We start from the raw sequence: 14,364 nt of genomic DNA, 5'->3' as shown, positions 1-14,364 counted from the left end.
TCGGGCCCGCTTGCAGTTGTTGCTGCAGGGCGGCCCACTTTTGAACAAGGTGTAGTTGCGATGAAACGTGTAGGTCTGATCGGTTGGCGCGGTATGGTCGGTTCCGTGCTCATGCAGCGGATGCTGGAAGAGCAGGATTTCGATCTTATTGAGCCGGTGTTTTTCACCACTTCCAACGTTGGTGGCCAAGGGCCGTCTGTGGGCAAGGACATTGCTCCGCTCAAGGACGCCTACAACATTGAAGAGCTGAAAACCCTCGACGTGATCCTGACCTGCCAGGGTGGCGACTACACCAGCGAAGTATTCCCCAAGCTGCGCGAAGCCGGCTGGCAGGGTTACTGGATCGACGCTGCCTCCAGCCTGCGCATGCAGGATGACGCGGTCATCGTCCTCGACCCGGTGAACCGCAGGGTCATCGACCAGCAGCTCGACGCCGGGACCAAGAACTACATCGGCGGCAACTGCACCGTCAGCCTGATGCTGATGGGCCTGGGCGGCTTGTTCGAAGCCGGCCTGGTGGAGTGGATGAGCGCCATGACCTATCAGGCGGCCTCCGGTGCCGGCGCGCAGAACATGCGTGAACTGATCAAGCAAATGGGCGCCACCCACGCCGCTGTCGCGGATCAACTGGCCGACCCGGCTAGCGCCATTCTCGACATCGACCGCCGTGTCGCCGAAGCCATGCGCAGTGATGCCTACCCAACCGAGAACTTCGGTGTGCCGCTGGCTGGCAGCCTGATCCCGTGGATCGACAAGGAACTGCCTAACGGCCAGAGCCGCGAAGAGTGGAAGGCCCAGGCCGAGACCAACAAGATCCTCGGTCGCTTCAAGAGCCCGATTCCGGTGGATGGTATCTGCGTGCGCATCGGCGCCATGCGTTGCCACAGCCAGGCGCTGACCATCAAGCTCAACAAAGACGTGCCGATCGCCGATATCGAAGGGCTGATCAGCCAGCACAACCCCTGGGTCAAGCTGGTGCCGAACCAGCGTGAAATCAGCATGCAGGAGCTGAGTCCGACCAAGGTCACCGGCACCCTGAATGTGCCTATCGGCCGTCTGCGCAAGCTGAACATGGGTACCCAGTACCTGGGCGCGTTCACTGTAGGCGACCAATTGCTGTGGGGCGCGGCCGAGCCGTTGCGTCGCATGCTGCGGATCTTGCTGGAGCGTTGATCGCGTAAGGCAATAATGAAGAAACCCGCGCTCTGGTAACAGGCGCGGGTTTTTTATTGTTGTTTCGGGCCTCACCACACAACCCAGGCCAATTGCCTCGCTCCCACCCAGCCGGTAAAGTGCCGCTCCCCCCGTAATGCCCGAGGCAGCCTCCATGACCCAGACCTTTGATATCGCCGTGATCGGAGCCACAGGCACGGTTGGCGAAACGCTGGTGCAGATTCTCGAAGAGCAGGATTTTCCGGTGGGGGCCCTGCACCTGTTGGCCAGCAGTGAATCGGCTGGGCATTCGGTGCCGTTTCGCGGCAAGAACGTGCGGGTTCGGGAAGTGGATGAGTTTGATTTCAGCAAGGTCAAGTTGGTGTTCTTCGCCGCAGGCCCAGCCGTTACCTTGAGCTTCGCCCCACGGGCCACGGCGGCGGGTTGTGCGGTAATCGACTTGTCTGGCGCCTTGCCTGCCGATCAGGCGCCTCAAGTGGTGCCAGAAGCCAATGCTCATGTGTTGGACTCGCTGAAAAAGCCTGTGCAACTGGGCAGCCCAAGCGCATCTGCCACCGCCCTGGCCGTCGTACTGGCGCCGCTGCGCGGTTTGCTGGACATCCAGCGCATCAGCGTCACCGCCAACCTGGCGGTTTCCTCCCAGGGCCGTGAGGCCGTCAGCGAACTGGCCCGGCAAACCGCCGAGCTGCTGAACGTGCGCCCTCTGGAGCCAAAATTCTTCGACCGGCAGATTGCCTTCAACCTACTGGCCCAAGTTGGCACCCCTGATGCACAAGGCCATACCTCCCTGGAGAAGCGCCTGGTGCACGAGTTGCGCGCTGTTCTGGAAATGCCCTTACTAAAGATTTCCGTAACCTGTGTTCAAGCCCCGGTATTTTTTGGCGATAGCCTGAGTGTGTCGCTGCAATTGGGCGCAGCGGTTGACCTTGGCGCCATCAACCTTGCATTGGATGCAGCACCCGGCGTCGAGTTGGTGGAGGCGGGCGATTACCCTACCGCCGTTGGGGATGCGGTCGGCCAGGATGTCGTCTATGTAGGCCGGGTGCGCGCGGGTGTAGATGATCCTGCGGAACTAAATCTCTGGCTGGCGTCAGATAACGTACGCAAAGGCGCCGCACTCAACGCCGTGCAATTGGCGCAGTTGTTGATAAAAGACCTTGTGTAAAAGATACTTGGCAGCAATTTGTAGATTGATTCTAACTAGGCGCTATGCTTGGCCTGATTGCAGGAAGTGAGCCGCTGTCGAAGGCTGCAGGCCCATGCAGGAAAAATTGCGCGTCGGTGCCCCATCGACTCGCCATGCCTTGTGGCAGCGGTACCAAACCTTCTCGCCATGCGAGGAGTGTTCAAACATAAGGATGAGGCTATGGTTCAAGTTCGCAAACTGGTGTTAGCAATAGCGGCCGCCTCGGCGCTGTCCTCCGGTATGGCGCATGCGCTGCAACTTGGGGAGATGACACTCAAGTCGCAGCTGAACCAGCCGCTGTCAGTAGAAATTGAACTGCTTGATGTGGGGGGTCTGGCAGCCTCTGATATCGTTCCTAGCCTGGCATCCTCCCAGGCCTTTGTTGACGCGGGCGTCGACCGTCAGGCCTTTCTTGACGACCTGACCTTCACACCGGTGCTCAACCCCGCCGGTCGCAGCGTGGTACGCATCACCTCCAGCAAGCCGCTGCCTGATTCCTATGTGCGCTTCCTGTTGCAAGTGCAGTGGCCCAACGGCCGGCTGATGCGCGATTACAGCGTGTTGCTGGACCCGGCCAAGTTCGATCAGTCGACCCCGGCGGCCAATGTACCTGCGCCACGGCTCGATGCGCCTGCTATCCCGGCGGCGACCATCAGTAAACCCTCCGAACACACCACCACTTCCCGGGATACGCTCTGGGAAATCGCTGCCAAGGCCCGCAATGGTGGGTCCGTCCAGCAAACCATGCTGGCCATCCAGGCACTGAACCCCGACGCCTTTGTCGACGGCAATATCAACCGCATGAAGACCGGCAAGGTCCTGCGCCTGCCTGACCCGGTGCAAAGCACCAGCTTGCCGCAGCCTCAGGCGATAGCTGAAGTGACCGTGCAGAATGCTGCCTGGCGCCAGGGCCGGCGTGGTGCGAACAGCCAGGTCGCAGGGCGGCAACAGTTGGACGCTACCCGGCGCACCCAGGTTGGCAATGCGCCTTCGCAGACCTCAGCCAAGGACAACTTGAGCCTGGTTTCGGCCGAAGCCGCCAAGGCTGGCTCGAAAGGCGCAGCGGGTGACAGCAAGGCCTTGAACAATAAGCTGGCGGTGACCCAGGAGAGCCTGGATTCGTCCCGTCGCGAAAACGAAGAACTGAAAAGCCGCATGACTGACCTGCAAAGTCAGTTGGACAAACTGCAGCGGTTGATCGAACTCAAGAACAATCAACTGGCGAAGTTGCAGGCCGAAGGTGGTGCGGCGGTGCCGCCTGCCGCGATGCCGGCCGAACTGGCCGCGACGCCCGCAGCACCGGAAAACCCTGCGACTGCTCCTGTGGCTGCTCCCGCAGCAGCGCCTGCCGAGGCGCCAATCAAGCCCGAAACTCCAGCCACTCCCGAAGGCAAGTTCAATGACCTGCTGACCAACCCGATCGTCCTGGGTGTGATCGGTGGTGCGGCAGGTTTGCTGGTGTTGTTGCTCCTGCTGCTGTGGGCCCGTCATCGCAATGCGCGACTGGAAGAAGAAAAACACCTGCGCATGGCGCGGGCACTGGCAGAGGAGCCGGAGTTTTCGTCGAATATTGATCAAGATCTGCCGTCCGACAGCTTCGAAGGTCTTGAGGTCCCGCCGGCGAACGTCAAGCTCGCACCAGCACCAGCACCAGCACCAGCACCAGCACCAAAGCCCGCGCCCGTCATTGTTCCGGTGATTGCGCCTGTGATAGCGCCAGTGGCTGCTGAGCGTGTGAGCGACGCCTTGGCGCGTGCCGAGTCCCACTTGGATCGTGGTCATCTGAACCAGGCTGGTGAAGTGCTGGAGGACGCCATCAAGCAGGAGCCTGCGCGTAGCGATCTGCGCCTCAAGCTGATGGAAGTCTTCGGCCAGCAGGGCGACAAGGATGGGTTTGTGACCCAGGAGCGGCAGTTGGTCGCCAATGGCGAAAACCACGCTCAGGTCGAACAGTTGAAAAGCCGCTTCCCGGCCATGGCTGTACTGGCTGTCGGCGTCAGTGCCGCCGTCGCGGCCGCCGCGATGGATGCCCAGTACGTCAAGGACCTGCTCAAGGACGAACCTGCGCCGCCCGCCGTTACTGAAACGGATGCGTTCGACACGGATTTCGACCTGAGCCTGGACGATCTTGAAGCCGCCTCTCCGGCCGTTGTTACCCCCCAAGTTGATGACCTGAGTTTTGAATCAGTCTTGCAGCAACAGACTGAAGCCAAGGCCGGTCAGGATGATCTGTCGGATTTCGACCTGGATTTGCAGCTTGATCCTCCGTCCTCGACTCAGGACGATGACGACTTCCTGTCAGGCCTTGAAGATCAAATGAAGGATCTGCCTGCCGTTGAACCGCCGACCCTGACGCCGGCCGCGTTGGACGACCTGGACCTGCCGGAAGACTTCGACCTGTCCCTGGCCGATGAACCGGATGCTCCCGCGGGCGCCAAGCCGGACGAGTTTTCCTCGGAGCTGGACGACGTCAACGCCGAGTTGGATCGTCTGTCCCAGAGCCTTGAGCATCCGCCGATCGAGCCGACGTTCACGGCCGAAGATGCGGCGTTGGACGGTGATGAGCCGGAATTTGACTTCCTTTCCGGCACTGACGAAGTCGCCACCAAGCTGGACCTGGCCCAGGCTTACATCGACATGGGCGACGCCGATGGCGCGAGGGACATTCTTGGAGAGGTACTCAGCGAAGGGAGTGACGGCCAGAAGAGTGAAGCCAAGGAAATGCTCAGCCGGCTGGCTTGATCGGTGAGTTGAACAAAGCGGCAGCCTTCGGGCTGCCGTTTTGATTTCGGCCTCCAACTAAAAACACGAGATACATGGCGCCCGGCCCTCGCAGCCTTATAATGGCCGCCTTTGCGCAACTCATCAGGCTCTCAGTTCTTGGCAAATATAGATAACGCGGCCGCCGAAATGGCGGCCCCAGACTTTTTCAGGATCGCCTTGGGCGTGGAATACAAAGGCTCGCGCTATTGCGGCTGGCAGCGCCAGGCTTCTGGGGTGAAGACCGTGCAGGAGACCCTTGAAAAGGCGCTGTCAAAAGTCGCCGACTCACCGGTTTCGCTGATGTGCGCCGGGCGGACCGACTCTGGTGTGCATGCCTGCGGGCAGGTGGTGCATTTCGACACCCAGGCCGAGCGTTCGATGAAGGCCTGGGTCATGGGCGCCAATATCAATTTGCCCCATGACATCAGTGTCAGTTGGGCCAAGGTGATGCCAGCCGATTTTCACGCGCGGTTCAAGGCCATCGCCCGCCGTTACCGCTATGTGATCTACAACGACCAGATTCGCCCGGCGCACCTGAACGAAGAAGTCACCTGGAACCATCGACCTCTGGATGCAGAGCGCATGGCGCAAGCGGCCCAGCATCTGGTTGGCGTCCATGATTTCAGCGCGTTTCGTGCCGGCCAGTGCCAGGCCAAGTCGCCGATCAAGCAAGTCCATCACCTGCGGGTAACCCGCCACGGCAAGATGATCGTCCTGGATATCCGCGCTGGAGCTTTCCTGCATCACATGGTGCGCAATATCGCCGGGGTGTTGATGACCATTGGTACCGGCGAGCGCCCGGTGGAATGGGCCAGGGAAGTATTGGAAGGCCGGGTTCGCCGCACGGGTGGGGTGACGGCTCATCCGTTCGGCCTGTACCTGGTGGATGTCGAGTACCGGAGCGAGTTTGAGCTGCCGCAACGTTTCATCGGGCCACACTTCCTCACTGGTTTCACTGAACTTGACGGCTGACGCCCGGAAAAGCATTTGTTACCATCCGGAACTTTCTCGGATAAGCCCTGAGGTTCCAACGACATGTCAGCCGTTCGCAGCAAGATTTGCGGGATTACTCGCATAGAGGACGCATTGGCGGCAGTCGAGGCGGGGGCCGATGCCATAGGTTTTGTGTTTTATGCCAAAAGCCCACGGGCGGTGAGTGCGCAGCAGGCGCGGGCGATCATCGCCGCATTGCCGCCGTTTGTGACCACCGTGGGGTTGTTCGTCAATGCCAGCCGCTGCGAGCTCAATGAAACCCTCGATGCCGTGCCGCTGGACCTGTTGCAGTTCCACGGCGACGAGACCCCGGCCGACTGCGATGGGTATCACCGCCCTTACATCAAGGCGCTGCGGGTCAAGGCAGGCGACGATATTGCGGCCAGTTGCGCAGCATTTACCGGGGCCAGCGGGATTCTCCTCGATACGTATGTCGAAGGTGTCCCGGGTGGCACAGGTGAGGCGTTTGATTGGTCATTGATACCTGAGGGTTTAAGCAAGCCGATCATCCTCGCCGGCGGCCTGTGCGCAGGCAATGTCGCCCAGGCTATTGCTCAGGTCCGGCCTTACGCCGTCGACGTCAGCGGTGGGGTAGAGCAGGGCAAGGGCATCAAGGATCACGCCAAGATTCGCGCATTTATGCAGGCAGTACGCAGCAGCAGTGGCTCGATGTGACGGCTGGCAGTCTGCCGCCGTCAGTAACTACCACTGTGTAAAACAGGCCGGCGCTGCCTTTTGGGCGGCGCCCAATGAAGTGGCAACCACGCGCTGGCGGGTTGTCTGGAAGGCTGAGGGTACAGGCAGGAAGTGGCTGGTCGAACGCTTGACCCCGTCCTGGATGTGTCATCGCCACATAATGAATTTAGCTCAAGGGCATACGCGGGGCTGTGTTCAAGCCACCGGTACTGGAGAAAGAAAGCATGAGCAACTGGTTAGTAGACAAACTGATCCCCTCGATCATGCGTTCCGAGGTGAAAAAAAGCTCGGTCCCTGAAGGTCTTTGGCACAAGTGCCCGTCCTGCGACGCGGTGCTGTACCGTCCGGAGCTGGAAAAGACCCTGGACGTTTGCCCCAAGTGCAACCACCACATGCGTATCGGCGCCCGCGCCCGCATCGACATTTTCCTTGATGCCGATGGCCGCGCCGAACTGGGCGCTGATCTGGAGCCGGTGGACCGCCTCAAGTTCCGCGACGGCAAGAAGTACAAGGACCGCCTGACCGCCGCTCAGAAGCAGACCGGTGAGAAGGACGCGCTGATTTCCATTAGTGGCAAGCTGCTGGGCATGCCTGTGGTGGTTTGCGCATTTGAGTTCTCCTTTATGGGTGGCTCCATGGGTGCCATCGTTGGTGAACGTTTCGTGCGTGCCGCCAACTACGCCCTGGAAAACCGTTGCCCGATGATCTGTTTTGCCGCCTCCGGTGGTGCGCGGATGCAGGAAGCGTTGATCTCGCTGATGCAAATGGCCAAGACCTCTGCGGTGCTGGCGCGTCTGCGTGAAGAAGGTATTCCGTTCATCTCGGTGCTGACCGATCCGGTCTACGGCGGCGTTTCCGCCAGCCTGGCCATGCTGGGTGACGTGATTGTCGGCGAACCCAAGGCCCTGATCGGCTTTGCCGGCCCGCGCGTGATCGAGCAAACCGTTCGCGAAAAACTGCCAGAAGGTTTCCAGCGCAGCGAATTCCTCCTGGAGCATGGCGCGATCGACATGATTATCGCCCGCTCCGAGTTGCGTCCACGCCTGGGCAACCTGCTGGCGCAAATGATGGGCCTGCCGACGCCTGTGTACATTGCACCCGCTGTCGAGCTGATCGTGGTTCCGCCGGTGCCTGCAAACATATGATCCAACGTACCCTGGGCGAATGGCTCGCCTACCTTGAGCAGTTGCATCCATCAGCCATCGACATGGGCCTGGAACGTTCGCAACAGGTAGCGGCCCGCCTTGGGTTGGGGCGTCCGGCTCCTCGGGTGATCACGGTCACTGGCACCAACGGCAAGGGTTCTACCTGCGCCTTTGTTGCCGCCTTGCTGCAGGCCCAGGGCTTGAAGGTCGGCGTCTACAGCTCGCCGCACCTGCTGCGTTACAACGAGCGCGTACAGCTCAATGGTGTCGAAGCTACTGATGAGCAGCTGTGCGAAGCCTTTACTGCGCTCGATGCGGGGCGCGGCGATATTTCCCTGACTTATTTCGAAATGGGTACCTTGGCAGCGCTCTGGCTGTTTGAGCGTGCCCGGCTGGATGTGGTCGTACTCGAAGTCGGCCTCGGCGGGCGCCTGGATACGGTCAATGTGGTGGATGCCGACCTTGCGTTGGTGACCAGCATTGGCGTCGATCACGTCGACTACCTCGGTGACACCCGTGAGTCGGTGGCCTATGAAAAGGCCGGGATCTTCCGTCAGGGCAAGCCTGCGCTATGTGGCGACCTGGACCCACCGCTAACCTTGCTGGACAAGGTTGGCGAGCTGGATTGCCCGTTCTTCCTGCGGGGGCGTGATTTCACCCTTGAGGTTGGCGATGAGCATTGGTCGTGGCGTGGGCTCGATGTTCGCGGGCAAGTGGTCGAGTTGCGCAATTTGCCGCTGCTGAACTTGCCGATGGAAAACGCCGCGCTCGCCCTCCAGGCCTATCTGTTGCTGGATTTGCCGTGGGATACCGTGCAGATTGCCGATACCTTGCAGGGTACACAGATGGTCGGTCGTCTGGATCGCCGTGCATTCGAGTGGGACGGCAAGCGCCTGAGTCTGTTGCTGGACGTGGGGCATAACCCCCATGCCGCTGAATACCTGGCCCGGCGTCTGTCACGCAAGCCGCCGGTGGGCCGCCGCCTGGCGGTGTTCGGGCTGTTGTCCGACAAAGACCTGGGCGGTGTCGTTGCTCCTTTGTTGAATAACGTACAGTCATGGGCAGTTGCGCCGCTGGATACGCCTCGCAGCCGTCCTGCCGCCGATGTGCAGGTGGCGTTGCAGAACCTTGGTGCATCGGTGACGTCCTATGCAAGCGTGACTGCTGCATTGGAAGCCCAGTGCGCTGTTGCAGTGCCCGAGGACGAGATTCTGTTGTTCGGATCATTTTATTGTGTTGCCGAGGCGCTTGAGTGGTTAGCCCGGCGCTCCACGGAGGAAGCTGCACATGGCATTACTGGATAGCGCGTACAAGCAGCGAATGGTCGGGGCCTTGGTTCTGGTGGCGCTGGCAGTAATTTTTCTGCCGATGCTGTTTTCCCGCCAGGATGAACAGCGCCAGGTGACTGTTGAAGCTCCGGCTGCCCCTCAGGTGCCTGTGATGCCTCAGGTTCAAGTTGAGCCGGTGGTGGTGCCTGAACCTCAGGCCTTACCGCAAGAGCCGGTGCCGAGCGACGAAGAGATCGCCGAGCAGGAAGCGACTTCGATGCCGGCCCAGCCAAGCGTTCCGGTGGTAAAGCCGACGCCTGTGCCAGCCAAGCCCGCGGCACCGAAGGCTGTGGCTCCGCAGCCAGCAGCGCCGGGCAAGCCTGATGTCGGACAGAGCCGTATTGATCCCAATGGCCTGCCGATCAGTTGGTCGGTGCAACTGGCCAGCCTGGCCAATCGCGAAAGCGCCGAAAGCTTGCAGAAAACCCTACGTAGCCAGGGTTACAACGCCTACATACGTACCGCCAATGGCAAGAATCGGGTATTTGTCGGGCCGCTGATTGAGCGGGCCGAGGCTGACCGCTTGCGTGATCTGCTGGGTCGCCAGCAGAACCTCAAGGGCTTTGTCGTGCGCTTCCAGCCAGAGCGCGGCTGACGCTGGAGAGGGTGGAGGGCTTCTGTGGCGAGGGGCTTGCCCCCTCGCCACAACTCATTGATTTCAAAAGCACTGCTAATCGCAGCTTACCGATAGCCCGGCGCTCTGCTAAAATGCGCCGCCTTATCCGTCTGTAGGCTGTACTGTGCCATTTACCTGGGTTGACTGGGCGATCGTTGCAATCGTCGCCATCTCCGCTTTGATCAGTCTAAGCCGCGGCTTCGTTAAAGAAGCATTGTCGTTGCTGACCTGGATCATCGCAGGAGTCGTAGCCTGGATGTTCGGTGGCTCTTTGGCCGTGTATCTCACCGGATATATCGAAACACCTTCGGCTCGCGTCATCGCGGGCTGCGCCATCATGTTCATCGCCACGCTGCTGGTGGGAGCAATGGTCAATTATCTTATCGGCGAATTGATACGTGTCACCGGACTCTCCGGGACCGATCGATTTCTCGGCATGGTCTTCGGCGCCGCGCGTGGCGCATTGCTGGTGGTCGTGGCGGTCGGGCTGTTGAGTCTGGGCCCGGTACAGCAGGATTCGTGGTGGCAGGAGTCAGCTCTTGTGCCAAAATTTCTATTGGTTGCAGATTGGTCCAAGAACCTCATATTGGGGTGGAGCAGTCAGTGGCTGGCCAGCGGAATCAGCGTGCCCGCTGATCTTCCGTTCAAGGAACACCTCTTGCCGGCCAAAACGTCGCAATAAGTTGTGTTCAGTCAAGATTCATTAAGTAGGGGTTGCGTCGCATGTGTGGCATCGTCGGTATCGTCGGTAAGTCGAACGTCAATCAGGCGCTGTATGACGCGCTAACCGTCCTCCAGCACCGCGGCCAGGACGCTGCCGGTATTGTGACCAGCCACGACGGCCGGTTATTCCTGCGCAAGGACAATGGTCTGGTGCGTGACGTGTTTCATCAGCGTCACATGCAGCGCCTCGTCGGGCACATGGGCATTGGCCATGTGCGTTACCCGACTGCGGGCAGCTCGACCTCGGCCGAAGCTCAACCGTTTTACGTCAACTCGCCCTATGGCATCACCCTGGCGCACAACGGCAACCTGACCAACGTTGAACAGTTGGCCAAGGAGATTTACGAGTCTGACCTGCGTCACGTCAACACCAACTCCGACTCGGAAGTGCTGCTTAACGTGTTCGCTCACGAACTGGCCCAGCGCGGCAAGCTGCAGCCAACCGAGGAAGACGTGTTCGCCGCCGTGACTGACGTGCACAACCGTTGCGTCGGTGGCTATGCCGTCGTGGCGATGATCACCGGCTACGGCATCGTCGGTTTCCGCGACCCGAACGGCATTCGTCCGATCGTCTTCGGCCAGCGTCATACCGACGAAGGCGTCGAGTACATGATCGCCTCCGAAAGCGTGTCCCTGGACGTGCTGGGCTTCACCCTGATTCGTGACCTGGCGCCGGGCGAGGCGGTGTACATCACTGAAGACGGCAAGCTGCACACCCGTCAGTGCGCCCTCAATCCGAAACTCACCCCGTGCATCTTCGAACACGTCTACCTGGCGCGTCCGGATTCGATCATCGACGGCGTTTCGGTGTACAAGGCGCGTCTGCGCATGGGTGAGAAGCTCGCCGACAAGATCATGCGCGAGCGTCCAGAACACGACATTGACGTAGTGATCCCGATTCCGGACACCAGCCGTACTGCAGCGCTGGAGCTGGCCAACCACCTGGGCGTCAAGTTCCGCGAAGGTTTCGTCAAGAACCGTTACATCGGCCGCACCTTCATCATGCCGGGCCAGGCTGCGCGCAAGAAGTCGGTGCGCCAGAAGCTCAACGCTATCGAGCTGGAGTTCCGCGGCAAAAACGTGATGCTGGTGGATGACTCCATCGTGCGTGGCACCACTTGCAAGCAGATCATTCAGATGGCCCGTGAAGCTGGGGCGAAGAACGTCTACTTCTGTTCCGCTGCGCCTGCCGTGCGTTACCCGAACGTCTACGGCATCGACATGCCGAGTGCTCATGAACTGATCGCCCATAACCGTTCGACCCAGGACGTTGCAGACCTGATCGGCGCTGACTGGCTGATCTACCAGGACCTGCCGGACCTGATCGAGGCGGTCGGCGGTGGCAAGATCAAGATCGAAGAGTTCGATTGCGCGGTGTTCGACGGCAAGTACGTCACTGGCGATGTCGACGAGGCTTACCTGAACAAGATCGAGCAGGCGCGCAACGACTCCTCGAAGATCAAGACCCAGGCGGTCAGCGCGATCATCGATCTGTATAACAACTGAGTAAACACCGGCCCTGAGGGGCCGGTTTTGTATCTTTGATAAAGTATCGAGTTGAGGAGTAGAGCATGAGTCAGGAATGGGATGCCGGTCGCTTGGACAGCGACCTCGATGGCGTAGCTTTCGATACCCTGGCTGTGCGCGCCGGACAGCACCGCACGCCGGAAGGCGAACACGGTGATCCGATGTTCTTCACTTCCAGCTATGTCTTCCGCACTGCGGCCGATGCCGCGGCGCGCTTTGCCGGCGAAGTGCCGGGCAACGTTTATTCCCGCTACACCAACCCAACCGTGCGTGCGTTCGAAGAGCGTATTGCGGCGCTGGAAGGGGCCGAGCAGGCCGTCGCCACTGCAACGGGCATGGCCGCCATTTTGGCGGTGGTCATGAGTTTGTGCAGTGCCGGCGATCACGTGCTGGTGTCGCGCAGCGTATTTGGTTCGACCATCAGCCTGTTCGAAAAATATTTCAAGCGCTTCGGCATTGAAGTGGACTACGTGCCGCTGGCGGATCTGTCTGGCTGGGACGCGGCCATCAAGGCCAACACCAAATTGCTGTTCGTCGAGTCGCCCTCCAATCCGCTGGCTGAGCTGGTGGACATCGCTGCGCTGGCCGAAGTGGCCCACGCCAAGGGCGCAATGCTGGTGGTGGACAACTGCTTCTGCACCCCAGCCCTGCAACAGCCGCTGAAGCTGGGCGCGGACATCGTTGTGCATTCGGCCACCAAGTTCATCGACGGCCAGGGCCGTTGCATGGGCGGCGTGGTTGCAGGTGCAGGCGAGCAGATGAAGGAAGTAGTAGGCTTCTTGCGCACCGCAGGCCCGACCCTGAGCCCGTTCAATGCCTGGATTTTCCTCAAAGGTCTGGAAACCCTCAGCCTGCGGATGAAGGCCCATTGTGCCAGCGCCCAGGTTCTGGCCGAGTGGCTGGAGCAGCAGGACGGTATCGAAAAGGTCCATTACGCCGGTCTCAAGAGCCATCCCCAGCACGAGTTGGCCCAGCGCCAGCAGCGCGGGTTTGGTGCGGTAGTGAGCTTTGAGGTCAAGGGTGGCAAAGATGGCGCCTGGCGCTTTATCGACGCGACTCGGCTGATCTCCATTACCGCCAACCTTGGGGACAGCAAGACCACTATTACCCACCCAAGCACCACGTCCCATGGTCGTCTGGCGCCACAAGAGCGCGAAGCTGCGGGCATTCGCGACAGCCTGATTCGTGTAGCGGTGGGCCTGGAAGACGTGGCTGACTTGCAGGCAGACCTGGCTCGCGGGTTGGCGGCCTTGTGACCGAGTGGTCCCTGGAGGCGGCAACCGCCAGTAATGGTCGTGTCGCGTTGGTCACTGGAGCGGCACGCGGAATCGGCCTGGGGATCGCTGCGTGGCTGATCAGCGAAGGCTGGCAGGTGGTACTGACGGACCTGGACCGCGAACGTGGTTCCAAGGTGTCCAAGGTGCTGGGCGATAACGCTTGGTTTATCACCATGGACGTAGCCGATGAGCGGCAGGTGGTCCTTGGGGTGGCCGAGGTGCTCGGGCAATTTGGGCGCCTGGATGCATTGGTATGCAACGCGGCGGTGACCGACCCGCGCAATATCACCCTGGAAAGCCTGGACCTGGCCTACTGGAATCGGGTGCTGGCAGTAAATCTGAGCGGTCCAATGTTGCTGGCCAAGCACTGTGCGCCGTATTTGCGGGCTCACGGTGGTGCCATCGTCAACCTGACGTCGACCCGGGCTCGCCAGTCGGAGCCGGATACCGAGGCTTATGTGGCGAGCAAGGGCGGTCTGTTGGCCCTGACCCACGCCTTGGCGATCAGCCTGGGGCCGGAAGTGCGGGTCAATGCCGTCAGCCCTGGCTGGATCGATGCTCGAGACCCCGCTGCGCGGCGTGCGCAGCCGCTGACGGACGCTGATCACGCTCAGCACCCGGCGGGCAGGGTAGGCACCGTGGAGGACGTGGCGGCGATGGTGGCGTGGTTGCTGTCGCGCAATGCCGGGTTTGTCACCGGGCAGGAGTTCGTTGTAGACGGTGGCATGACCAAGAAGATGATTTACAGCGAGTAAGGCAGGTCGTGGTCCTGAAGTGATTTTGTCTTTTTCAGAAAAACTTCAAGCAGGCTATTGACTTAGGTCCGCTATCTGCGTAAATTTCGCGGCCTCAACGAAGCAAAGGGTGATTAGCTCAGCTGGGAGAGCATCTGCCTTACAAGCAGAGGGTCGGCGGTTCGATCCCGTCATCACCCACC

At 60.5% G+C, this 14,364-nt stretch carries 12 protein-coding genes and 1 tRNA gene; all 13 read left to right on the top strand.

Annotated features, from left to right (window positions below; translation table 11 throughout):
- The first annotated feature begins 60 nt into the window (after positions 1–60).
- The 13 genes from asd (at position 61) to AAEZ06_RS24590 (ending at position 14,362) form a co-directional block, all read left to right on the top strand.
- Entirely contained in the window at positions 61–1,173 is a 1,113-nt protein-coding gene (gene asd, locus AAEZ06_RS24650) for an aspartate-semialdehyde dehydrogenase (protein ID WP_133102956.1), read from the top strand.
- A gap of 154 nt (positions 1,174–1,327) precedes the next feature.
- Positions 1,328–2,338: an aspartate-semialdehyde dehydrogenase gene (locus AAEZ06_RS24645; RefSeq protein ID WP_149413707.1), complete on the top strand. Its 1,011-nt coding sequence runs from the start codon at positions 1,328–1,330 to the stop codon at positions 2,336–2,338.
- 201 nt (positions 2,339–2,539) lie between these two features.
- Positions 2,540–5,101 (top strand): motility hub landmark protein FimV, encoded by a 2,562-nt coding sequence (locus tag AAEZ06_RS24640; RefSeq protein WP_350616697.1) that lies wholly within the window; start codon positions 2,540–2,542, stop codon positions 5,099–5,101.
- 168 nt (positions 5,102–5,269) lie between these two features.
- A complete protein-coding gene (gene truA / locus AAEZ06_RS24635; protein ID WP_149413764.1) occupies positions 5,270–6,094 on the top strand; it encodes a tRNA pseudouridine(38-40) synthase TruA in 825 nt (274 codons plus the stop codon).
- Positions 6,095–6,157: 63 nt separating this feature from the next.
- Positions 6,158–6,790, top strand: coding sequence for a phosphoribosylanthranilate isomerase (locus tag AAEZ06_RS24630; protein ID WP_149413705.1), 633 nt, complete (start codon positions 6,158–6,160; stop codon positions 6,788–6,790).
- A 245-nt stretch (positions 6,791–7,035) separates the two neighbouring features.
- Positions 7,036–7,956, top strand: a complete 921-nt coding sequence (gene accD, locus AAEZ06_RS24625; protein ID WP_149413704.1) for an acetyl-CoA carboxylase, carboxyltransferase subunit beta — start codon at positions 7,036–7,038, stop codon at positions 7,954–7,956.
- Entirely contained in the window at positions 7,953–9,260 is a 1,308-nt protein-coding gene (gene folC / locus AAEZ06_RS24620) for a bifunctional tetrahydrofolate synthase/dihydrofolate synthase (protein ID WP_350616695.1), read from the top strand. The genes accD and folC overlap by 4 nt, the downstream gene beginning before the upstream one ends.
- Entirely contained in the window at positions 9,244–9,879 is a 636-nt protein-coding gene (locus AAEZ06_RS24615) for an SPOR domain-containing protein (RefSeq protein WP_350616693.1), read from the top strand. The genes folC and AAEZ06_RS24615 overlap by 17 nt, the downstream gene beginning before the upstream one ends.
- Positions 9,880–10,024: 145 nt before the next feature.
- On the top strand, positions 10,025–10,582 hold the full coding sequence (locus AAEZ06_RS24610) for a CvpA family protein (RefSeq protein ID WP_149413701.1): 558 nt from the start codon (positions 10,025–10,027) through the stop codon (positions 10,580–10,582).
- Positions 10,583–10,623: 41 nt separating this feature from the next.
- The gene (gene purF / locus AAEZ06_RS24605; RefSeq protein ID WP_149413700.1) at positions 10,624–12,129 is read left to right on the top strand and encodes an amidophosphoribosyltransferase; all 1,506 of its coding nucleotides are present in this window, start codon (positions 10,624–10,626) and stop codon (positions 12,127–12,129) included.
- A gap of 65 nt (positions 12,130–12,194) precedes the next feature.
- Positions 12,195–13,406 (top strand): O-succinylhomoserine sulfhydrylase, encoded by a 1,212-nt coding sequence (locus tag AAEZ06_RS24600; RefSeq protein ID WP_149413699.1) that lies wholly within the window; start codon positions 12,195–12,197, stop codon positions 13,404–13,406.
- A gap of 11 nt (positions 13,407–13,417) precedes the next feature.
- Positions 13,418–14,182, top strand: coding sequence for an SDR family oxidoreductase (locus AAEZ06_RS24595; protein WP_350616753.1), 765 nt, complete (start codon positions 13,418–13,420; stop codon positions 14,180–14,182).
- 107 nt (positions 14,183–14,289) lie between these two features.
- Positions 14,290–14,362 (top strand) — tRNA-Val (locus AAEZ06_RS24590).
- The last annotated feature ends 2 nt before the right edge of the window (positions 14,363–14,364 follow it).

Source organism: Pseudomonas sp. HY7a-MNA-CIBAN-0227, assembly GCF_040310325.1.
Taxonomy (GTDB): Bacteria; Pseudomonadota; Gammaproteobacteria; order Pseudomonadales; family Pseudomonadaceae; genus Aquipseudomonas.
Note: the sequence above shows the minus strand (reverse complement) of the source record. Positions and strands in the feature narration are given on the sequence as shown.

Excerpts from the sequence above, each read along its gene's own strand:
- accD (WP_149413704.1), top strand. The coding sequence starts at position 7,036 with ATGAGCAACTGGTTAGTAGACAAACTGATCCCCTCGATCATGCGTTCC.
- AAEZ06_RS24615 (WP_350616693.1), top strand. The coding sequence starts at position 9,244 with ATGGCATTACTGGATAGCGCGTACAAGCAGCGAATGGTCGGGGCCTTG.
- folC (WP_350616695.1), top strand. The coding sequence starts at position 7,953 with ATGATCCAACGTACCCTGGGCGAATGGCTCGCCTACCTTGAGCAGTTG.
- truA (WP_149413764.1), top strand. The coding sequence starts at position 5,270 with ATGGCGGCCCCAGACTTTTTCAGGATCGCCTTGGGCGTGGAATACAAA.
- purF (WP_149413700.1), top strand. The coding sequence starts at position 10,624 with ATGTGTGGCATCGTCGGTATCGTCGGTAAGTCGAACGTCAATCAGGCG.
- AAEZ06_RS24640 (WP_350616697.1), top strand. The coding sequence starts at position 2,540 with ATGGTTCAAGTTCGCAAACTGGTGTTAGCAATAGCGGCCGCCTCGGCG.
- AAEZ06_RS24600 (WP_149413699.1), top strand. The coding sequence starts at position 12,195 with ATGAGTCAGGAATGGGATGCCGGTCGCTTGGACAGCGACCTCGATGGC.
- AAEZ06_RS24630 (WP_149413705.1), top strand. The coding sequence starts at position 6,158 with ATGTCAGCCGTTCGCAGCAAGATTTGCGGGATTACTCGCATAGAGGAC.
- asd (WP_133102956.1), top strand. The coding sequence starts at position 61 with ATGAAACGTGTAGGTCTGATCGGTTGGCGCGGTATGGTCGGTTCCGTG.
- AAEZ06_RS24645 (WP_149413707.1), top strand. The coding sequence starts at position 1,328 with ATGACCCAGACCTTTGATATCGCCGTGATCGGAGCCACAGGCACGGTT.